At 69.7% G+C, this 20,104-nt stretch carries 15 protein-coding genes; 6 read left to right on the top strand and 9 right to left on the bottom strand.

Annotated elements, in window-relative coordinates; translation table 11 throughout:
- The first annotated feature begins 236 nt into the window (after nucleotides 1-236).
- From glgP to BS80_RS15490, 3 genes are all read left to right on the top strand, one after another.
- The gene (gene glgP / locus BS80_RS15500; protein ID WP_035797877.1) at nucleotides 237-2,912 is read left to right on the top strand and encodes an alpha-glucan family phosphorylase; all 2,676 of its coding nucleotides are present in this window, start codon (nucleotides 237-239) and stop codon (nucleotides 2,910-2,912) included.
- Between the two features lie 136 nt (nucleotides 2,913-3,048).
- Nucleotides 3,049-3,477 (top strand): WXG100 family type VII secretion target, encoded by a 429-nt coding sequence (locus tag BS80_RS15495; RefSeq protein WP_035797876.1) that lies wholly within the window; start codon nucleotides 3,049-3,051, stop codon nucleotides 3,475-3,477.
- 10 nt (nucleotides 3,478-3,487) lie between these two features.
- Nucleotides 3,488-5,752, top strand: coding sequence for a DUF6571 family protein (locus tag BS80_RS15490; RefSeq protein ID WP_035797873.1), 2,265 nt, complete (start codon nucleotides 3,488-3,490; stop codon nucleotides 5,750-5,752).
- Nucleotides 5,753-6,121: 369 nt separating this feature from the next.
- Here BS80_RS15490 and BS80_RS15485 read toward each other — a convergent pair whose 3' ends face one another.
- From BS80_RS15485 to glgX, 8 genes are all read right to left on the bottom strand, one after another.
- Entirely contained in the window at nucleotides 6,122-7,252 is a 1,131-nt protein-coding gene (locus BS80_RS15485; protein ID WP_232246608.1) for a YCF48-related protein, read from the bottom strand.
- A 392-nt stretch (nucleotides 7,253-7,644) separates the two neighbouring features.
- On the bottom strand, nucleotides 7,645-7,779 hold the full coding sequence (locus BS80_RS43540) for a hypothetical protein (RefSeq protein WP_269676104.1): 135 nt from the start codon (nucleotides 7,777-7,779) through the stop codon (nucleotides 7,645-7,647).
- Entirely contained in the window at nucleotides 7,776-7,979 is a 204-nt protein-coding gene (locus BS80_RS15480; RefSeq protein WP_035797871.1) for a hypothetical protein, read from the bottom strand. Before BS80_RS15480 ends, BS80_RS43540 begins: the two co-directional genes overlap by 4 nt.
- On the bottom strand, nucleotides 7,976-8,122 hold the full coding sequence (locus tag BS80_RS40795) for a hypothetical protein (RefSeq protein ID WP_157536292.1): 147 nt from the start codon (nucleotides 8,120-8,122) through the stop codon (nucleotides 7,976-7,978). The genes BS80_RS15480 and BS80_RS40795 overlap by 4 nt, the downstream gene beginning before the upstream one ends.
- A 565-nt stretch (nucleotides 8,123-8,687) precedes the next feature.
- Complete coding sequence (locus tag BS80_RS15470; protein ID WP_051966653.1) at nucleotides 8,688-9,641, bottom strand: helix-turn-helix domain-containing protein; 954 nt, start codon at nucleotides 9,639-9,641, stop codon at nucleotides 8,688-8,690.
- Nucleotides 9,642-9,769: 128 nt separating this feature from the next.
- Nucleotides 9,770-11,578, bottom strand: a complete 1,809-nt coding sequence (locus tag BS80_RS15465) for an ABC transporter ATP-binding protein (RefSeq protein WP_035797869.1) — start codon at nucleotides 11,576-11,578, stop codon at nucleotides 9,770-9,772.
- Entirely contained in the window at nucleotides 11,575-13,377 is a 1,803-nt protein-coding gene (locus BS80_RS15460) for an ABC transporter ATP-binding protein (protein WP_035797868.1), read from the bottom strand. The genes BS80_RS15465 and BS80_RS15460 overlap by 4 nt, the downstream gene beginning before the upstream one ends.
- Before the next feature lie 81 nt (nucleotides 13,378-13,458).
- On the bottom strand, nucleotides 13,459-15,639 hold the full coding sequence (gene glgX, locus BS80_RS15455; RefSeq protein WP_051966652.1) for a glycogen debranching protein GlgX: 2,181 nt from the start codon (nucleotides 15,637-15,639) through the stop codon (nucleotides 13,459-13,461).
- A gap of 689 nt (nucleotides 15,640-16,328) precedes the next feature.
- Between glgX and BS80_RS15450 the strand changes: the two genes are divergently transcribed.
- The 3 genes from BS80_RS15450 (at nucleotide 16,329) to BS80_RS15440 (ending at nucleotide 19,651) form a co-directional block, all read left to right on the top strand.
- A complete protein-coding gene (locus BS80_RS15450; RefSeq protein WP_269676103.1) occupies nucleotides 16,329-17,564 on the top strand; it encodes a L,D-transpeptidase in 1,236 nt (411 codons plus the stop codon).
- A gap of 223 nt (nucleotides 17,565-17,787) precedes the next feature.
- Nucleotides 17,788-19,017, top strand: coding sequence for a L,D-transpeptidase (locus BS80_RS15445; RefSeq protein WP_035797867.1), 1,230 nt, complete (start codon nucleotides 17,788-17,790; stop codon nucleotides 19,015-19,017).
- 112 nt (nucleotides 19,018-19,129) lie between these two features.
- Nucleotides 19,130-19,651, top strand: coding sequence for an ATP-binding protein (locus BS80_RS15440; RefSeq protein ID WP_232246496.1), 522 nt, complete (start codon nucleotides 19,130-19,132; stop codon nucleotides 19,649-19,651).
- 108 nt (nucleotides 19,652-19,759) lie between these two features.
- Here the strand turns inward: BS80_RS15440 and BS80_RS15435 are convergent, their stop codons facing one another.
- Complete coding sequence (locus BS80_RS15435) at nucleotides 19,760-20,029, bottom strand: type II toxin-antitoxin system Phd/YefM family antitoxin (RefSeq protein ID WP_035797863.1); 270 nt, start codon at nucleotides 20,027-20,029, stop codon at nucleotides 19,760-19,762.
- Nucleotides 20,030-20,104: the final 75 nt, after the last annotated feature.

Here is a 20,104-nt window from a genome sequence, read left to right as displayed (position 1 = left end):
CTTACCACTCGGTCGGGGCTCAGTTCCGGACGGAGCGGGGGAGCAGACAGGCCATCATCGGCCGTGAAAGGGCGGGGGGGTTGCGCGCTGGTCGTGCGCTGGCAGCGCACGGCGCGCCGCGTGCGCCCCCAGTGCACCCATGTGCGCTACACGCGACCTAGTCCGTCGCTCGAATGGCGCTCGGATACGAGAGTTGACGCCCCATCACGGCTTTCTTTCGGTCTACGCTTCGGGCCGTGAAGGCCATCCGCAGATTCACCGTCCGCACCGTCCTGCCCGAACAACTCCAGCCGTTGCACGAACTCGCGCTCAACCTGCGCTGGTCCTGGCATCCCGAGACCCGGGAGCTGTTCCGCTCGGTCGATCCCGGTGTCTGGGAAGCCGTCGGCGAGGACCCGGTCCGGTTGCTCGGCGAGGTCCCGGCGGCCCGACTGGCGGCACTCGCCGCCGACCGGCGGTTCCTGCGCAGGCTCGGCGACCTCGCCGACGACCTGCACGACTACCTGAGCGCCCCGCGCTGGTACCAGAGCGCGCAATCCGGCTCCGACGGCCTCGGCCCGCTGCCCGGCGCCATCGCCTACTTCTCGCCCGAGTACGGCATCACCGCGGCCCTGCCGCAGTACTCCGGCGGTCTGGGCATCCTGGCCGGCGACCATCTCAAGGCCGCCAGCGACCTCGGCGTCCCGATCATCGGCGTCGGGCTCTTCTACCGGCACGGTTACTTCCGCCAGTCGCTCAACCGGGACGGCTGGCAGCAGGAGCGCTACCCGCTGCTCGACCCCGACGAGCTCGCCGTCAGCCTGCTGCGCGAGGCGGACGGCACGCCGTGCCGGGTCGACCTCGCGCTGCCGGCCGGCCGCACGCTGGCCGCCCAGATCTGGAAGGCCCAGGTCGGGCGGGTCCCGCTGCTGCTGCTCGACTCCGACATCGAGGCCAACGCCGCCGCCGAACGCGACGTCACCGACCGCCTCTACGGCGGCGGCAGCGAGCACCGGCTGCTCCAGGAGATGCTGCTGGGCATCGGCGGGGTGCGCGCCGTGCGCACCTTCTGCCGGCTCACCGGGCACGTCGCCCCCGAGGTGTTCCACAGCAACGAGGGCCACGCCGGGTTCCTCGGCATCGAGCGGATCCGTGAGCTGGTCGCGGGTGACGCCGCCGGGAACGGTGCTGGTGGCGCGTCCGCTGCCGCGGCGCCGGACTTCGCCGTCGCGCTGGAGGCCGTCCGGGCGGGCACCCTGTTCACCACCCACACCCCCGTCCCGGCCGGGATCGACCGCTTCGACCGCGAGCTGGTGGCCCGCCACTTCACGGGTGACGCGGCGCTGCCCGGCGTCCCGGTCGACCAGGTGCTCGCGCTGGGCGTGGAGACCTGGCCGGGCGGCGACCCCAAGCTCTTCAACATGGCCGCGATGGGCCTGCGACTGGCCCAGCGCGCCAACGGGGTGAGCACGCTGCACGGCGAGGTCAGCCGGTCCATGTTCAGCGCGCTCTGGCCGGGCTTCGACGCCACCGAGGTGCCGATCACCTCGATCACCAACGGTGTGCACGCCCCGACCTGGATCGACCCGGCCGTGGTCCGGCTCGCGGCCGCCCGGGTCGGCGCGGAGCGCGCCGAGGACGCCATGATCACCGGCACCGACCAGCGCTGGACCGGTGTCGAGACGATCGGCGACGGCGAGATCTGGGAGGTCCGGCGGGCGCTGCGCGCCCAGCTGGTCGACGAGGCCCGTCGCCGGGTCCGCGCCTCCTGGCTCCAGCGCGGAGCCGGCGACGCCGAACTCGGCTGGACCGAGTCGGTGCTCGACCCCGACGTGCTGACCATCGGCTTCGCCCGCCGGGTGCCCTCCTACAAGCGGCTCACCCTGATGCTGCGCGACCAGGACCGGCTGCGCTCCCTGCTGCTGCACCCGACCAGGCCGGTGCAGATCGTGGTGGCCGGCAAGGCCCACCCGGCCGACGACGGCGGCAAGCGGCTGATCCAGCAGCTGGTGGCCTTCGCGGACGACCCGGCGGTGCGCCACCGGATCGTCTTCCTGCCGGACTACGACATGGCGATGGCCAAGCACCTCTACCCCGGCTGCGACGTCTGGCTCAACAACCCGCTGCGCCCACTGGAGGCGTGCGGCACCTCGGGGATGAAGGCCGCGCTCAACGGCTGCCTCAACCTCTCGGTGCTGGACGGCTGGTGGGACGAGTGGTACGACGGCCGCAACGGCTGGGCGATTCCCACCGCCGACGGCGCGGGCTTCGACGAGGACCACCGGGACGACGTCGAGGCCTCCGCGCTCTACGACCTGATCGAGCATCAGGTCGCGGCCCGGTACTACGACCGCGGTGCGGACGACCTGCCGCACGGCTGGATCTCGATGGTCCGGCACACCCTGGTCACCCTCGGTCCCAAGGTGCTGGCGGGCCGCATGGTCCGCGAGTACGTGGAGAAGCTCTACACGCCGGCCGCCCTGGCCCAGCGCGAGCTGGCCGACGACGGCGCGCAGGTGCTCGCCCGCTGGAAGGCCAAGGTCCGCGAGGCCTGGCCGGCCGTCCGGGTCGAGCACGTGGACGCGGCCTGCCCGGCCGAGACCCAGGAGCTCGGCAGTGCGCTGGCGCTGCGGGTCCAGGTGGCGCTGGGCAGTCTGGAGGCGGTGGACGTGGACGTCCAGGTGGTCTCCGGCGCGGTGGACGAGACGGACCGGATCGGCGAGGCGGAGGTGCAGACCCTCAAGCCGGTCGGCGGCCCCGACCTGGAGGGCCGTCAGCGCTACGAGGGCACCCTGGAGTTGAGTCGCACCGGCCCGTTCGGCTACACCGTCCGGATCCTGCCGACCCACCCACTGCTGGCCTCGGCGGCCGAACTCGGCCTCGTCGTCCTCCCCGCGGAGGCGACCGGAATGGACGCGGGGCTGCTGCGCTGAGTCCTTGCCCGTACTACCGCTGCCCGGGAAGTCGGCCCCGTCGACTTCCCGGGCAGAGTGCTGTCAGTGGATCTTAGATAACCCTATGTAGCTATAATCCTTGGACTATCCGGATCAACAGCTCGTGGGGGGCTCGATGACCGACCTGGACTTCGAACGCAGGATGAATCCCGGACTCTTCGACAGCACCGGAACCCTCACCGACCAGGCGAGGAAGCAGTTCCCGGACCTCGGGTCGGACCCTGCACCGATCGCCTTCGGGGCATCCGGCGCCGTCCTGTCGGTGCAGCCCGCCGTGCTGGTGCAGGCGAGCGGGCAGGCACTCGACCTGGCCGCCCGGGTCCGGACGGAGTGCGGTCAGCCCGAACTGAACGCCACGGCGGCCGTCACCGCGTTGACCGGCTGGGACACCAGCGCCGCGCTGAACACCGCGTGGAGCGTGTGGTCGCAGCAGGTCCAGAACCTTGCCGGAGCCGTCGGCCAGATAGGCCAGAACCTCCAGGGCAACGCCACCAACTACACCAACGGCGAGCAGCACAACCAGCGCCGCTTCGCGGGGGAGTGAGAAGTCGGCCATGGTGACCTTTGATCAGCTTCACAGCGTCGACCTCAGCAGCCTGGACGCGGTGGCCACCGACTTCGAGCAGCTGGTGCAGAAGTGGGACCTGTCGTCCGCACTGGCCACCGACGTGATCGCGCCGCTACAGGGCTCCGGTTGGAGCGGTCCCGCCTCGGATGCCGCCGCGGGTGTCCTCACCCGCACCCGTACGCAGTTGGACCTCGGCTTCGACGAGGCCGGCGCACTGGCTCGCGCCCTGCGCGACGCGCACACCCAGTTCGCCGCCGCCCAGCAGGCGTTGCAGGCCGTTCTCGACGACGCCGGAAAGCAGAGCCTGACGGTGGACGCGACCGGCGCCGTTCACTGGCCGCCCGCGGTGGCCCAGGCGGACAAGCACGATCCGGACTATGCCAGTACCTACCAGGACAAGGCGCAGGCGATCGTCCAGCGGATCGCCGCCGTGCTCACCACGGCCACCGAAGCCGACGCCGCCGCGGCCGCCGCCCTGGCGGCCGACACCGGGAGCAGCACCAGCGGCTTCAACAGCACTCCGCTGGGCGGCATACCCGAGGAGGAGGCGAAGCAGGCCACCGACCTGCTGAGCCTGGGCGGCAAGGCGACAGATGCCCAAGTCGCCCAACTCGACGCACTGCTGAAGGACCACGCGGGCGACCCTCGGTTCACCACCGCCTTCTACGGCTCGCAGGACCCGAGCACCTTCCTCAGCAACTACGCGGCGCTGGCCCAGCGCCGACCGGACTCGCTCCAGGACCTGGACGCCAACCTCGGCCTCGCCCTGGCCAACGCCACCAACACGGCGAACCAGCCGCACGTCACCGACACCTGGGAAGCCGCCCTGCGCAAGGCCGGCGCGAGCCACCTGCCGATGTACCCCGGCCAGCCGGTGGAGGGGCAGCCGTACGGCTACCAGATCCTCTCCAACCTCCTGCGCACCGGGACCTACGACCCGCACTTCCTCGACCCGGTCGCCGAGCACATCACCCAACTCACCATGGCCAACCCGACCATGTGGGACTTCGTTACCGTCCACAACTCCTATCCGTACCAGGACCTGCGGACCCCTCCGTTCCAGGACATCCAGTTCCTGACGACGGACCACACGGGCTTCAACCCGATGTCGGGAGTCCTGGAGGCACTGGGCCACAGCCCCGACGCGTCCGTCCACTATTTCCACGATCCGGCCACGCTGTACAACCCCGACGGTACGGTCCGGGGGACGGATTCGTCGTTGAAGTACCTTGACGTGCTGACGGCTACCGGCAACCACTCGGTGCTGATGGACCGCGATTCCAGCCTCGACCTGTCCCCGACCGCCGGGACAGCCGGTTCGGCGGAGGCCACGTCCCTGGGCCACGCGCTCGAAGCGGCCACGATCGGCGTCCTGTATGACGCGACGGGAGCGGCACTGCCGCAGCACACGGACGCGATGAGCGCGGTGATGAGCGATGTGGTGACCAAGTTCGGGCACGGGGATGGGCCGACGCTGCTGTACGGGGACGGGGCGTTGTTCTCGAACATGAACGGCAGTCTGGGGAACATGACAGCGGCTTACATCGGTGACGTGCAGACGGCAGTCGCGGGCGGATCGTCGCCCATGCCCAGCTTCGGGGCGCCGGCCAACCTGAAGTCGGGTGACGCCATCAAGCTGTTGGCCACACTCGGCCGGAGTCCGGACGCCTACGGCAGCATCGTCCAGGCACAGCAGGCGTACACGACGGCACAGGTCCAGGACGTCATACAGCACCGGGCCCTTCACGGGGATCTGACGTCCGCCGTCAACAACGCCGTGCGACCGGGCGGGATCGTTGAAGGAGTGCTGAACGGCGGCCGTGCGAACGAGGTGTTCCAGAACCAGCAGGTGAGTGATGCCGCCTACAACGCCAAGATCGACCAGAAGGGAGAGTGGGCCACCAAGGTGTGGGGCATGACGGGTGGGAAGGCTGTCGACGCGATTCCGGTGGCAGGCGGCTACCTCAACGACAAGATGGGCGAGGACATCCAGAACGTCGCAGGTGGCTACAAGGTCGACAACTCGGGGTCTGCGGTCGACGAAGCCCTCATCGACCTCTCGGCAGGCGCTGGGAAGTCGGCCTTTCAGGCTGTCCAGGCAGCGGCTGTCGGTACGTCGATGAGCCCGATGGATGTCAACGATCTGGCCAACTCGGCGGTGGGCAGTACGCAGCTCGGGTTCAGCTACGGCAGCGGGACGCTCTTCGTGGAGGGAGTCAATGGTGGAACCCTCACTGGAAACAAGGGCTGACGCGATGCCGTCGGCGGACGTCTCCGGCGGCGTCGGCCCGCGCTGTGGGCGCTGGTTCTGACAGCGGCCGTCGGGCTGGTTGTCGGCGGATCTGCCGGAGGGCGCGTGTTGGTCAACCCTCACGAAGGCTGACTGCAGACCCCTGCGGGGGCGAGTTCAGTGCCGCGCTGATCCTGCGAGGGTCAGGATCGCCTCGGCCGTGGTGGCCGGGGCGATCGATGCAACACGGTGGAGCGTCAGTTCTCGGTCAGGATGGCCGCGAAGCCGGACAGTGCGCTCGACGTCACTTACGCTCGAGTAACAGTAGCTCGCAGTACACCAAGTGACGGAGAAGCAGGCATTTCACATGCTGTAATCCTCGTGTCGTACTCAGCCTGCCGAGACGTTGAGCTGCGACCAGTTCTGGCCGCCGTCGCTGGTGGTCCACATGGTGTTGCCTTGGTGGTTCACGATTTCGCCGATGTCGCTGCCGTTGAAGCCGTACAGGCCGAAGGCGCTGTCGGAGAAGTCTGCTTGAAGGGCTTCGACGGGCTGCCAGCTTGTGCCATCGTCCGTCGATGTCCACACCGTGGACTTGGTCACGGCGATCATGGTCGAGCCGGTAAGCGCGACCGCGGTGGTGATGCCGCCATGTTCGGGCAGCGAGCGCGGTGCTCCCCAGGTCTTCCCGTTGTCGGTGGACGTCGCAACGAACTTGTAGAGGGAGTCATCGATCCCACTGCATAGCACCGCCAGGCGGTCGCCTGGCCCCGTCGCCAGTCGCCCGGCTATGCCGCGACGGGAATCGCACGGATCGGGTATCGGCTCCCAGCTCTTGCCGGCGTCGGCGCTGCGGTAGATGAAGCTGGCGATATGGCTGTCAGGGCCGACCACTGCGGAGAGGAAGGCGCCGTAGGCGACGTGGTCGTTCTGCCATACGACCTGCCCGTAGCTCGCGCTGTGCGAGAGCGGCGGGAGTACCGTGTGCCAGGTGTCCGACCCTGTAGTCGCCATCTGGATCTCGTCGCCGCAGTCTCCCGTGTTCGAGCACGCCGGATCGTTCTGATGGGCCGCGCGCAGCACGGTGCCGCCTTGGGAGGCCAGGTCGAGAGTCTGGACGGCCCCGCTGGGCTGTGCGGCATCCGGCGGGGCGTTCCAGGTCCGGCCACCGTCCGAGGTCGCCAGGGTGGTGCCGTGCGGGGGACCGGTGTAGTCCGCTACGTAGCCGGCGGAGGCATTGGCCAGCCAGACGCTGGTCTGCTCCCCGTCCTTCTCCTTGTTCATGTACACGCGCGTCCAGCTGTGACCGGCGTCGGTGGTGTGGAGTAGTGCCTCGCAGCCGTCTTGCCCGCATGGCCGTGTCACGAGCAGCCAGCCAGTGTCCGGGCTGATCCAGCTGGTCGCGTCGAGATGGTTGAACAGCCCGGGACTCGGGTCAGTGCGGCTGCCGTGGCCGCTGGAACATGCCGCAGCACTCAGCACGAGCGCGGCCGCGGCTGCGCTCGCAGTTATCGCTCGCATCCGGATCACGGACCGAAGCCTACGCAATCCTCCGAGCCCGTTCGCCAGGATTGCGGACACTGATCGACCTCGGCCGGTCGCGCTGACAGGTGCCGGGCGTCGGCAACGGGTGAAATGAGGTTCTGGATGGCGGATCAAAAGCAGGCCACGTGGGACCTCTTGATCATCTATCCGCTCGCGCTCGCGCCGCACAGCCAGCTGACGATGCGGGGCTTACGCCGGGCGGCAGGTTCGGCAGGATCGCGCCGACATCGCATGGTAGGTGGCCAAAGCGATTGCGCACCGCCTGCCTTGTTCGAACACTGTCCGGTTCGCGGATGCGTCGCCGACTGTTCCAACATCGTGACCGCTGATGTCAGGGGAAGTCGGCATGGCCGACTTCCCCGGCGGGTCTACCGGTGGCTCAGGGCGAGCAGGATGGCCGTCACGGTCAGGACTCCGGTGGCGGAGACCGCGTAGGCCAGGGCGCGGGCGGGTGGTGGCTCGGGAGTTGTGAGTGGGGGTTGCTCGGTGGGGTCGGCGGTCACCGCTGGTCCGCCGATGCCCGTAGGGCCTGCGCGAGTTGGGTGATCTCGGCGGGGTGGAGGGGGCGGAGCTGGATGAGGAGGGTGCCGGTCTCGGTCAGCTGCCAGCCGGCGCCGAGGTCGGTGGCGTCGAGGTCCGCATGAGTGAAGGCCTCTGTCAACTCCGCCAGGGAGGCGGCGGCTTGGCGACGGATGCTGGTCATGACGCGTCGGGGGTGGGCGGCTGGGTCAGCCAGCGCTGGTCGACGTCCCACTCGAAGCCGCCGCCGGGCGGGCGGAGGTAGACGAGGGTGCCGATGCGGCCCATGAAGGCGCCGGTCCGGCGGTTGAGGCTGTCGTGGACCAACTCGCCGCGCTGGGTGGGGGTTTAGGGCGCGGCGGGCGGCTTGATACCCATCTCGCTGACCTGCGAGTAGGCCGCTGTCAGGCGAAGCAGGGCCTCGGGTCTGCCGCCGCAGTCGGCTGGGCACTGGCACTCGGGGAAGGTGCGGTCGGAGGTCGGCTGAGGGGGGTGGTGGGGGGCTTCTGCGATGACCTGATTGTCCGTCATGGCCTGCACTCCGCGCGTTCGCTGCCCATCGCACGGGGGGCGGTGGGTCCTTGCGGGCTGCGGCGGGTGTCGTTGACGCGGGTGCGGGCATGGCAGAGCACACCTTCGCGTCGGCGGTAATCGCCGCTGGCTGGAGTGGTTACGGTAAATCTACGCAGCGTTATGTGGCAAGCGTTGCACGAATGAAGGGTGCACGAATGTAGGGGTCTGGTAGGGCCCCAAAGGAAGGCAGGGTGGGGGTTGAAGTGGTCGAATCCCCCGCGCTTGATGTCTTCGGCCTACAGTGCGAACTTCTTGGGAGAGGCGGCGATGGTCGAGTCCGGCTCGTTGGGCTCTCGATGTTCGACCATTCCAGCGTCGCTCACGGCGACCTCAACGGAATTTCCGACGCCCTGCTTGCTGGGAATTCCTGCCTTCCCATTTCAAGGCTGCTGTTCTTGACGTGCTGAACTATTCCCCACGAGTCCCGCTCCGAGTCGGGTTGTGTGGAGATCTGCGCATTGCCGGATCGGAGCGCCAGTCTGCTGAGGTCGGCGAACCTCTTCCCGTACTCCTTCACGGCCTCTGGGGCATCCGCGAATCCGGGCATGCCGGGGTGGTCGATCATTACGGTGGACAGCCCTTGGGGCCCAGGATCGGCGATCATGAAGGGGCCAGTGTATGGAGGTGTGGCTTGGACGCTGAACGGAAAGATCTGAATCTCTACGTGCGGTAGTTCCCAGATTTTCAGGAGATATGCGAGTTGCCGATGCATGACTTCGGTGCCGGCAAACGACATCAGCAGTGCGGCTTCATGGATCACAAAGGAGAACTGGGTGGAGTTCGAGCCGGTGAGGACCACCTGTCGATCCAGTCGAAACCGGGAGGCATCCTCGATCTGCTCTGGTGAGAGTAAGATATCGCTGTTAACGAATAGTTGTCGCATGTACTCCTCGGTCTGGAGGAGTCCGGGTACGAAAAATGTCTCGTAGTTGAGATGGCGGCTTAGCCCTCCGCCCTCCAGCTCTGCCAGGTCGAGTGAAAAGTCCGGCACCTTGTTCTTGTAGGCGCTCCACCAGCCTTTTCCGTCGCTCGCACCCATCGCCACAAGCGCATCGAGATAGGTTTCATCCGTGCAGCCGTAGAGTTCGGCCAGGGCGCGCAGGCGGATCTCGTCCAATCCCGTGCGGGCGGCCTCGATGTGGTTGAGCTGCGGTCCGCGCATGGTGATGTGCGCCGCTGCATCCTGCACTGCCAGGCCGGCGCTGAGGCGGAGGCGGCGGAGCTCGATGCCGAATCGCCGCTGACGCTCGCTGATGTGGGCTCGCAGTGCCAAGGCTGGGTCCTTCCCTTTGAGGGCAGGGGAAGTCTTGCGTGGTGGGGAGTGTCGGCGCCACTCGGATGAATGGAAGCGGAGTTGCCGACCAGGTGCGGTCGGCGGCTCCGGCGCGGGCGATGTGAGGGTCAGACCAGGCTTTCGCGCCAGGCTGTGTGGAGGGTGGCGAAGCGGCCGGTGGCGGTGATGAGGTCGGTGGGGGTGCCGTCCTCGACGATGCGGCCCTGGTCCATGACGAGGACGCGGTCGGCGATCTCGACGGTGGAGAGGCGGTGGGCGATGATCACCGCGGTGCGGCCGGCCAGGACGGTCTGCATGGCGCGCTGGACGGCCTGTTCGCCGGGGACGTCCAGGGAGGAGGTCGCCTCGTCCAGGATCAGTACGGCGGGGTCGGCCAGCAGGGCGCGGGCGAAGGCGACCAGTTGGCGCTGGCCGGCCGAGATGCGGCCGCCGCGTTTGCGGACGTCGGTGTCGTAGCCGTCCGGGAGGGCCTCGATGAAGTCGTGGGCGCCGATCGCGCGGGCGGCGTCCTCGATCTCGGCGCGGGAGGCGTCGGGGCGGCCGACGGCGATGTTCTCGGCCACCGTGCCCGAGAAGAGGAAGGACTCCTGGGTGACCATGACGACGCCGCGCCGCAGTTCGGTGCCGGCCAGCTCGCGCAGGTCGACGCCGTCCAGGGTGATCCGGCCCGAGGTCGGGTCGTAGAACCGGGCCAGCAGCTTGGCCAGGGTGGACTTGCCGGCGCCGGTGGCGCCGACCACGGCGGTGGTCCGCCCGGAGGCGAGCACCAGGTCGAACGGCGGCAGCACCTCCTTTCCGGTCCGGTAGGCGAAGCGGACGTCGTCGAAGACCACCTCGCGGCCCTTGTCGGTGGTGGCCGGCAGCGTGACCGGGTCGGTGGGTTCGGTGATCGAGGGCTGGTGGGCGAGCAGACCGGCGATCTTCTCCAGGGCCGCCTGCGCGGACTGGTAGCTGTTCAGGAACATCGCCAGCTGGTCAATCGGGTCGTACAGCCGGCGCAGGTAGAGCACGAAGCCGGTGAGGATGCCCAGTTCGAGGCTGCCGTCGGTCACCAGGTAGGCACCGACCAGCACCACGCCGGTGATCCACACGTTGGCGGCGGCCCGGGAGAACGCCACGTAGCGGGCCATCTCCAGCAGGCCGTCCGCGTTGGAGACGGCGTACTGCCGGTTGACCTCGTTGAAGGCCGCGGTGTTGGCGGCCTCGCGGCGGAAGGCCTGCACCGGGCGGATGCCGTTCATGGTCTCGGTGAAGCGGACGATCACCGAGGCGACCGCAGTGCGCCCCCGCCGGTAGACCCGGCCGCTGCGCCGGCGGAACATCCGCACCAGCAGGTACATCGGCAGGAAGGAGGCGAGCGAGATCAGGCCGAGGCGCCAGTCCATCACCAGCAGAATAACTGCGATGTAGAAGACCGAGAGGGCGACCGAGAGCAGCTCCTGGAGGCCCTCGTTGAGCAGCTCGCGCAGGGCGTCCACGTCGCTGGTGGCCCGCGAGATGATCCGGCCGGAGGTGTAGCGCTCGTGGAAGTCCAGGCCGAGCAGCTGGGCGTGCCGGAAGATCCGGGTGCGCAGCTCCAGCAGGATGTCCTGGTTGAGCAGGCCGGTGACCCGGATGAACGCGCGCTGCAGCAGCGTGCTGAGCGCCGCGCAGCCGAGGTAGCCGGCGGTGACGGCGATCAGCGGGCCGCTGTCGTGGCGGCGCAGGGCGGGGATGCCCTGGTCGATGGCGACGGCCACCAGCAGCGGGCCGGACTGCAGCGCGGCCTGCTGGACCAGGATCATCAGCATCGAGACGATCACCCGGCGCCGGTGCGGCCCGAGCAGTTCGCGCAGCAGGACCCGGGCCGCGCCCGGTGGGACGGGGATGTCCTCCCCGTCGGTCGTGATCGTTTCTTCCAGTACGGCGGTGGTCATCGGGCCACGCTCTCTTCCAGGGCGCTGTGACCCGACATCAGTTCCCGGTAGGCCGGGCAGGATTCCAGCAGGTCGTGGTGGGTACCGACGGCCAGGATCCGGCCCTCGTCCAGCACGGCCACCCGGTCGGCGAGCAGCACGGTGCTCGGGCGGTGGGCCACCACCAGGGCGGTGCTGGATCCCAGCACCTGGCGCAGCGCCTGTTCGACCAGCGCCTCGGTGTGCACGTCCAGCGCGGAGAGCGGGTCGTCCAGGACGAGGAACTCGGGGTCGCCGACGACCGCCCGGGCCAGCGCCAGGCGCTGGCGCTGGCCGCCGGACAGGCTCAGTCCCTGCTCGCCGACCTCGGTGTCCACACCGTGCGGCAGTTGCTGGACGAAGCCGGCCTGCGCGGTGCTCAGCGCCCGGTCCAGCGCGGCCTGGGGTGCGTCGGGTGAGCCCATCAGGACGTTCTCGCGGACCGTGGCCGAGAACAGCGTCGGCTCCTCGAAGGCCACCGCGACCACCTCGCGCAGCCGGGCCCGGGACAGCGTGCGGATGTCCTGGCCGGCCACCGTGATGGTGCCGGCGGTCGCGTCGTAGAGCCGGGGGAGCAGGGCGGTCAGGGTGGTCTTGCCGCTGCCGGTCGCGCCGACCAGGGCCATCGTCTCGCCGCGCCGGATGTGCAGGTCGACGCCCCGCAGCAGGTCGGGGCTGTCGGCCGGGGCGTCGGGGTAGCGGAACCGCACGCCGGTGAAGCGGATGCCGTCGTCGTTCGGCTCGACGGTCGAGGTGGGGGTGTCGTCCTCCTCCGGGGTGTCCATCACCTCGAAGAAGCGGTCAGCGGCGGTGCCGGCCTCGTTGCTGTAGGCGAGCAGCCAGCCCATCGACTCGACCGGCCAGCGCAGCGCCAGCGCGGTGGAGAGGAAGGCGACCAGGGTGCCCGCGGTCATCTCGTCGTGCGCGACCAGGACGGCGCCGACCGCCAGCGAGCAGCCGAGCGCGACCTCGGGCAGGCCGACGATCACCGCCCAGAGGTTGGCGAGCATCCGGGCCTTGTGCAGCTCGGTGCCGCGCAGCCGCTCGGCCTGCGCGCCGAAGCGCTGGGCCATCGTGCGCTGGCGGCCGAAGGACTTGAGGATCCGGATGCCGAGCACCGACTCCTCCAGCACGGTGGCCAGGTCGCCGTTCTGGTCCTGCGCGGTGCGAGCGGCCGAGGAGTAGCGCGACTCGAAGTAGTGGCACAGCACGATCAGCGGCACGGCCGGCCCCATCGCGATCAACCCGAGCCGCCAGTCCAGCGCGAACATCAGCGCCGTGCCGGCCACGAACATCAGCGAGTTGACGACCAGGAAGACCAGCGGGAAGGCCAGGAAGAGCCGCAGGGTGTACATGTCCGAGGTGGCCCGGGAGAGCAGCTGTCCGGACGGCCAGCGGTCGTGGAAGGCGACCGGAAGCCGCTGCAGCTTGCCGTAGAGGTCGCCGCGCATGGTGGCCTCGACGCGGGAGAGCGGACGGGCGACCAGGACCCGGCGCAGCCCGAAGAGGCCGGCCTCGGCGAGCCCGAGCACGAGCAGCAGCCCGACCAGCGGCCACAGCGCGCCGATGTCGTGGTGGGCGATCGGCCCGTCCACGATCCGGCCCAGCACGAGCGGGACCACCAGCACGGTGGAGGAGGCCACCATCGCGGCGGTGACCGAGCCCGCCAGGTACCAGCGGATCGGGCGCGCGTACGTCCGGAGCCTGAGCAGCGACCGTACCGTGGACCTTTTGGGTGCGACGGCGGGCGCGGGCGAGGGGGTGTTCTGGTTCTCGTCCATCGCCGTGAGGGTAGGCCGGGGGACCGACATTTCTCACCAGGTTTTTGGCTCCCGACGGACAGAACCGGCCACTCCCTCCCGTCACTCGCCCCCTGACATTCGCAGCAGCCTCAGCGAACGGGCCGCCAGGGCACCGGTTTCCTGGTCCGCGGTGTCCAGCAGCGTCTCGTACGGACCGCCCTGCGGCAGCACGAACTCGACCGGCCCGGCCGAGGCGTTCAGCAGCAGCAGGAAGCTGTCGTCGCGCAGCGGGCAGCCGTGCTGGTCGCGTTCGGACATCGCGCTGCCGGAGAGCAGCATGCCGAGCACGGCGGTCGGGGCGAACCAGTCGCCCTCGGTCATCTCCTCGCCCTGCGCCGTGAACCAGGTCAGGTCGCGCCGCCCGCCGGGCACCGCGGCGCGTCCCGAGAAGAAGGCGCGCTGACGCAGCACGGGATGCGCGCGGCGCAGCCGGATCAGCCGCGCGGTCAGCTCCTGCAACTCGCGCCAGCCGGGCTGTTCCAGCAGCGACCAGTCCACCCAGCTGGTCTCGTTGTCCTGGCAGTAGGCGTTGTTGTTGCCGCCCTGGGTGCGGCCGAACTCGTCACCGGCGGTGAGCATCGGGACGCCGGAGGCCAGCAGCAGGGTCGCCATCAGGTTGCGCAGCTGGCGCATCCGCAGGTCCAGGACGGCGGGGTCGGTGCTCTCGCCCTCGGCACCGCAGTTCCACGAGCGGTTGTCACCGGTGCCGTCCCGGCCGTCCTCGCCGTTGGCCGCGTTGTGCTTCTCGTTGTACGAGACCAGGTCGCGCAGTGTGAAGCCGTCGTGGGCGGTGACGAAGTTGACCGAGGCGTAGGGGCGGCGGCCGGCCTGCTGGTAGAGGTCGGAGGAGCCGGAGAGCCGGTAGCCGAGTTCGCGCACGTCGGGCCGGGCGCCGCGCCAGAAGTCGCGCACGGTGTCGCGGAACTTGTCGTTCCACTCGGCCCAGAGCGGCGGGAAACCTCCGACCTGGTAGCCGCCGTAGCCGACGTCCCAGGGCTCGGCGATCAGCTTCACCCGGCTGAGCAGCGGGTCCTGGGAGACCGCGGCCAGGAACGGGTGGTGCATCTCGACGCCGTCGCTGCCGCGGGCCAGTGCGGCGGCCAGGTCGAAGCGGAAGCCGTCCACGCCCATCTCGGTGACCCAGTAGCGCAGCGAGTCGGTGATCAGCCGGACCACCTGCGGCTGGCGGGTGTCCAGGGTGTTGCCGCAGCCGGTGAAGTCGGAGTAGCCGCGGCTGCCGCGGCCCAGCCGGTAGTAGCCGGCGTTGTCGATGCCGCGCAGCGAGAGGCTGGGGCCGTTCTCGTTGCCCTCGGCGGTGTGGTTGTAGACCACGTCGAGGATCACCTCGATGCCGGCCCGGTGCAGGGCGCGGACCATCCGCTTGAACTCGCCGACCTGCTGGCCGCGGGTGCCGGAGGAGGAGTAGGCGCCGTGCGGGGCGAAGTAGCCGATCGAGTTGTAGCCCCAGTAGTTGCTCAGGCCGCCCCGGATCAGGTGGTCCTCGTCGGCGAACTGGTGGACCGGCAGCAGCTCGACGGCGGTGACGCCGAGCCCGCGCAGGTAGTCGACGGCGGCCGGGTGGGCCAGGCCCGCGTAGGTGCCGCGCAGTTCGGCGGGGATGCCGGGGTGGCGCATGGTGAAGCCCCGGACGTGCAGTTCGTAGATCACGGTCTCGGCCCACGGGGTCTTCGGGCGCCGGTCGTCGGACCAGTCGTCGTCGTCGTGCACCACCACCGCCTTGGCGACGTACGGCGCGGAGTCGCGGTTGTCCCGGACGGTGTCGGCCACCTCCGGCTCGGGCCAGTCGCGCACCGAGCCGCCGCAGGCGTCGTGTCCGGTGAAGTCGCCGTCCACCGCGCGGGCGTACGGGTCGAGCAGCAGCTTGGCCGGGTTCCAGCGGGCGCCGGTCCACGGGTCCCAGCGGCCGTGCACCCGGTAGCCGTAGCGCTGGCCCGGGCGGACGCCGGGCAGGTAGCCGTGCCAGGTCTGGAAGGTCTGCTCGGTCAGCGGGTGTCTGGTCTCCCGGCCCTCGTCGTCGAAGAGGCAGAGTTCGACGGCCTCGGCGCCGCCGGCCCAGAGCGCGAAGTTGGTGCCGTCGGTGCCCGAGGGGTCGTGCCGGTAGCGGGCGCCGAGCGGTTGCCAGCTGCCTGGCCAGGGGGCTTCCGGCGGCAGGTGGGCTGCGGCGTTGGCGGGCGCCGGGGAGTGCCCGGGACCGGTCCTCAGTTCCTGCCCTGCCGTCATGGCCGCACCCTCCGATGGCTTCTGCGGGCTGCCCGGCTCGGCAGTCGCGACGTACTGGTGTCCACTGGGTGAAATCGTTCCCTCGTGCTCCACGCGGAATCCGATCGTTGGCGTGAGACCTGATCAGTCGGAGCCACGTATACATCCCGCCCCTGGAGTCACGGGGGAGGCCGGGGACGCGTCCCGCGGGCGAGGGCCCGGCCGCCCGGCTCGCCGTCGGCCACCCGCCCTGCCCTGCTGCCGCACCGGTTCTGGCCTGGTCCGGCCCTGCTCGCCGTAGCCGTCCCTTCACTGAACGGGCACTCCCCTCCCGCCGAGGATTCACTCATTCGGCCCCGTTATCCTGACGCTCGCGCGGCTCCGAAGAGTCCGCCAGGAGCACGTTTCGCCCGCTGCAACCGCGCTGGGCGGGCAGGCGTGTATGCAGCGTGGACAACGGGAGGGGGCAAGCCGAGTGAAATCGGTGGAGGCGGTCGACGCCGCGAGACGGACGGATGCGCGCCGGGGGGCGCGTCGGGTGGTGGCCGGCGCCGGCTGGATGACGAGCTGGAGCGCCTGGTAGCGCCGTGGCGATGCGGTGGCTCGGCCCTCTGGCGGCAAGGGGCCGGGCCGTCCTGCGTTCGAGGTGCAACCGAATTGGCCGTCACAAGGCGTTGTTTGAGCTGGGATCAAGAAGGCGGAGGCGACTCATGAAGTCGATACGGGTGGTTATGGCGGTCGGTGGTCTGCTGCTGGCGACCGCGTGCAGCAGCGGCGGGGGCACCGGCGGCACCGGGGGCACCACCGGTGCCGGCGGTTCGGGGGGCGGCGGCGCGTCCGGTCAGCCGGGGACGGTGGCGTCGGCGGGGCAGAGCAAGGCGTCGACCGCGGTGGTCGACATCGAGCCCAAGGACGGCACCACCGGTGTCGCGCCCAGCGGGGCCCTGAAGGTCTCGGTGGCCAGCGGCAAGCTGACCCAGGTGGCCGTGACGGCCCCGGACGGCAGCGCGGTGGCCGGCACGCTCGCCCCCGACGGGTCGAGCTGGGTGCCGGCGGCGGGCCTGTCGGTCAGCTCGACGTACAAGGTGGCCGCGCAGGCGACCGACGCCAACGGCGTGGCGTCGACCACCAACAGCAGCTTCACCACGCTGACCCCGAAGAAGACCTCGGGCAGCCAGGACAACATCACCACCGGCTCCACCTACGGCGTCGGCATGATCATCCAGATCCAGTTCGGCCAGATGGTCAAGAACAAGGACGCGGTGGACAAGGCCGTCACGGTCGTCGCCTCCGACGGCTCGGTCGTCAAGCCGCACTGGTTCAACGAGGACAACTGGCTGGAGCTGCGGCCGCAGACCTTCTGGAAGCCGGGTACCACCGTCCAGGTGCACATCCGGCTGAAGAGCGTCGAGACCTCGCCGGGCGTCTACGGCGGTTCGGACCGCGACGAGTCGTTCACCATCGGCCGCTCGCAGGTCAGCACGGTGGACGCGGCCGCCCACCAGATGACGGTGGTCACCGACGGCCGGGCCAACCGCGTCATCCCGGTCACCACGGGTGCCTCCAACCCGGCGAACTGGGCCACCTACAACGGCACCATGGTCATCGAGCGCAAGGAGGGGACGGTCGAGATGAAGTCGGCGTCCGTTCCGGGCCTCGGCGGCACGCCGTACGACGAGCAGGTGCCGGACTCGATGCGGCTGACCGACTCCGGCACGTACGTGCACGGCAACTACTGGGCGGTCGGCGCCTACGGGCACGAGAACGTCAGCCACGGCTGCGTCGGCCTGCAGGACGTCGAGGGCGGCAGCCCGACTTCGGTCGCCGGGAAGATGTACGCGGACTCGATCGTCGGCGACGTCGTCATCGTCAAGGGCTCGACCGGGCCGCAGGTCGACCCGGGCAACGGTCTGAGCGGTTGGAACATCAACTGGAACAACTGGTAGCCATTCTGTGACCTTTTAAGTGTGACAATCGGTTCGGCCCCTCGCGTTATCAGGGTCGGACCGATTTGTCGTTCCGGACCTCGTCGGCCTTCGTCCGTCCGTATCCGATCTCCCTCGGTGCTGATCGTTCGTGGTCCGACCTGACCGGTGCAACCGATCGGCCGCGCGGGACGTGTGTGGAGTCAGGACTGATCAGGTTGGGACGGGACAGGGACAGATGAGAATGCGCTCGATACGCGTGGGAGCGGCACTGGCACTGGGCAGCACGATGCTGCTGGCCACGGCGTGCAGCGGCAGCGGCACCGGCGGCGGGACGTCCGCCGACGGCAAGCCGGCCGCCGGCGGCCCGGGCGCCCCCTCCGCCGCACCGGCATCCTCGGCCGCACCGAAGACCTCGGCCGCCGTGGTCGACATCCAGCCCAAGGACGGCTCGCAGGACGTCGCCCCGGCCGGCGCCCTGAAGGTCTCGGTGGCCAGCGGCAAGCTCACCCAGGTCGCGGTGACCGACAAGGACGGCAACGCCGTCGCCGGTACCCTCGCCGCGGACGGCCTCAGCTGGCTGCCGGCCGCCGGCCTCGCGGTCTCCTCGACCTACAAGGTGGCCGCGCAGGCGACCGACGCCAACGGCGTGGTGGCCACCTCCGACAGCACCTTCAGCACGCTGACCCCCGCCAAGACCTCCCGCAGCCAGGACAACATCACCACCGGCTCCACCTACGGCGTCGGCATGATCGTCTCGATCAACTTCGGCGCGCCGGTGAAGAACCAGGCCGCGGTGGAGAAGGCGATCACCGTCGAGGCCTCCGACGGCACCCAGGTCAAGGGCCACTGGTTCGGCAACCAGCGCCTGGACCTGCGCCCGCAGGAGTTCTGGAAGCCCGGCACCAAGGTCGCCCTGCACTTCCGGCTGAAGAACGTCGAGACCTCGCCGGGCGTCTACGGCAACTCCGACCGCGACGAGTCCTTCACCATCGGCCGCTCGCAGATCAGCACGGTCAACGACGCCGCCCACGAGATGACCGTCAAGCGCGACGGCCAGCCGGACCAGACCATCGAGATCAGCTCCGGCTCCGCCGAGCACCCGACCTACAACGGCACGATGGTCGTCGAGGCCAAGGAGGGCACCGCCCGGATGACCTCCGCCTCGGTCCCGGGCCTCAAGCCGGGCGAGTACGACCTCCAGGTGCCGCACTCGATGCGACTCACCGACTCGGGCACCTACGTGCACGGCAACAACTGGTCCTCGCACGGCACCTTCGGCTCCGCGAACGTCAGCCACGGCTGCGTCGGCCTGGAGGACACCGCGGGCAACGGCAGCGCCAACTCCTCGGCGGGCAAGTTCTACGACGCCTCACTGGTGGGAGATGTCGTGAAGGTCGTCAACTCCAAGGGAGCCCAGGTCTCGCCCGACAACGGCCTGAGCGGCTGGAACATGCCCTGGGCCACCTGGTAGAGCTACGCCCGTTGCTCGGGTCATATGCCAATTGAATAGTGATCGTTTCGTCATTGTCCGTACGCGGCCGCTTGCAACCAGCAATGATGGGCCCATGGCGGGATGGGGCGAAGTGGATCAGTCATCACATCTCGGGCCCGGTACGGTGGCCGACGCCTTCGCGGGCGGCGGCACGCCGGCACTGACGGCCCTGGAGCGACTCTCCTCGCGGGAGCTGGAACGGGTGGTGCTGCCCCGACTCAGCGACCCGGCATCCGAGGAGGAGGCGCGGCTCCCGTCCCGCCGCTCCTCGGCGCCGGTGGCGCGTCGGCTGGTGCTCTCCGTCCTCCAGTCCTGGGGACTCCACCCGCTGCTGGAGGTGGGCGAGTTACTCACCGGTGAGCTGGTCGCCAACGCCGTGCGGCACACCGGCGGCCGCACCATCGGCCTGCGCCTGCTGCGCCGCCCCGGCTGGCTGCGGGTCGAGGTGCGCGACTCCTCCCGCGCCCTCCCCTGCCGCATCGTCGCCGAACCGGGCGCCGACTGCGGCAACGGCCTCCTCCTGGTCGACACCCTCGCCGACCGCTGGGGCGCCGACCTGCTGCCGCGCGGCAAGGGCGTCTGGTTCGAACTCAAGGTCCGCGAACGGAGCTGACCCGCCCGCGGGCCACCGGTTCAGCGGCCGTGCGGCACCGTGGGACGGGTCGGGTCCACCCGGCGTCGCAGGATCATGACGTCGGTGTCGAGCAGACCCCGCTCATGCTCAACGGGCATCGGGGTCGTCCGTCTCCTCTGTAGCCGTCGCGTCCTGATCCGCCCGGAAGGCATCCAGGGAGATGCCGGGTGTGCTGCGGGACATCGCGGTGAACTCTGCCCGAGGGACGAAGCGCCTGCGGCGCTTGAGTGGGATCAACTCGCCGATGCGGTGGCCGTCACGGGTGACGGTGAACGACTGGCAGGCCTCGACGGCATCCATGATCTCTCTTGACCTGCTGCGCAGGTCCCGCTGGGTGATCTCCGGTTGCGCTGTCATGACACCAGGCTAGTCATCAGCCTTCGAATATTGCGACTGCTTCGATTGTTTCGGATACTGTGGTGATGTAGACAG

The sequence above is a fragment of the Kitasatospora mediocidica KCTC 9733 genome (assembly GCF_000744225.1).
Taxonomy (GTDB): domain Bacteria; phylum Actinomycetota; class Actinomycetes; order Streptomycetales; family Streptomycetaceae; genus Kitasatospora; species Kitasatospora mediocidica.
Note: the sequence above shows the minus strand (reverse complement) of the source record. Positions and strands in the feature narration are given on the sequence as shown.

Bases quoted from the DNA above. Each gene is read 5' to 3' on its own strand.
- BS80_RS15445 (WP_035797867.1), top strand. From the start codon at position 17,788: ATGCGCTCGATACGCGTGGGAGCGGCACTGGCACTGGGCAGCACGATG.
- BS80_RS15490 (WP_035797873.1), top strand. From the start codon at position 3,488: ATGGTGACCTTTGATCAGCTTCACAGCGTCGACCTCAGCAGCCTGGAC.
- BS80_RS15495 (WP_035797876.1), top strand. From the start codon at position 3,049: ATGACCGACCTGGACTTCGAACGCAGGATGAATCCCGGACTCTTCGAC.
- BS80_RS15460 (WP_035797868.1), bottom strand. From the start codon at position 13,377: ATGGACGAGAACCAGAACACCCCCTCGCCCGCGCCCGCCGTCGCACCC.
- BS80_RS15465 (WP_035797869.1), bottom strand. From the start codon at position 11,578: ATGACCACCGCCGTACTGGAAGAAACGATCACGACCGACGGGGAGGAC.
- glgX (WP_051966652.1), bottom strand. From the start codon at position 15,639: ATGACGGCAGGGCAGGAACTGAGGACCGGTCCCGGGCACTCCCCGGCG.
- BS80_RS15450 (WP_269676103.1), top strand. From the start codon at position 16,329: ATGAAGTCGATACGGGTGGTTATGGCGGTCGGTGGTCTGCTGCTGGCG.
- BS80_RS15435 (WP_035797863.1), bottom strand. From the start codon at position 20,029: ATGACAGCGCAACCGGAGATCACCCAGCGGGACCTGCGCAGCAGGTCA.
- BS80_RS15485 (WP_232246608.1), bottom strand. From the start codon at position 7,252: ATGCGAGCGATAACTGCGAGCGCAGCCGCGGCCGCGCTCGTGCTGAGT.
- BS80_RS15480 (WP_035797871.1), bottom strand. From the start codon at position 7,979: ATGACCAGCATCCGTCGCCAAGCCGCCGCCTCCCTGGCGGAGTTGACA.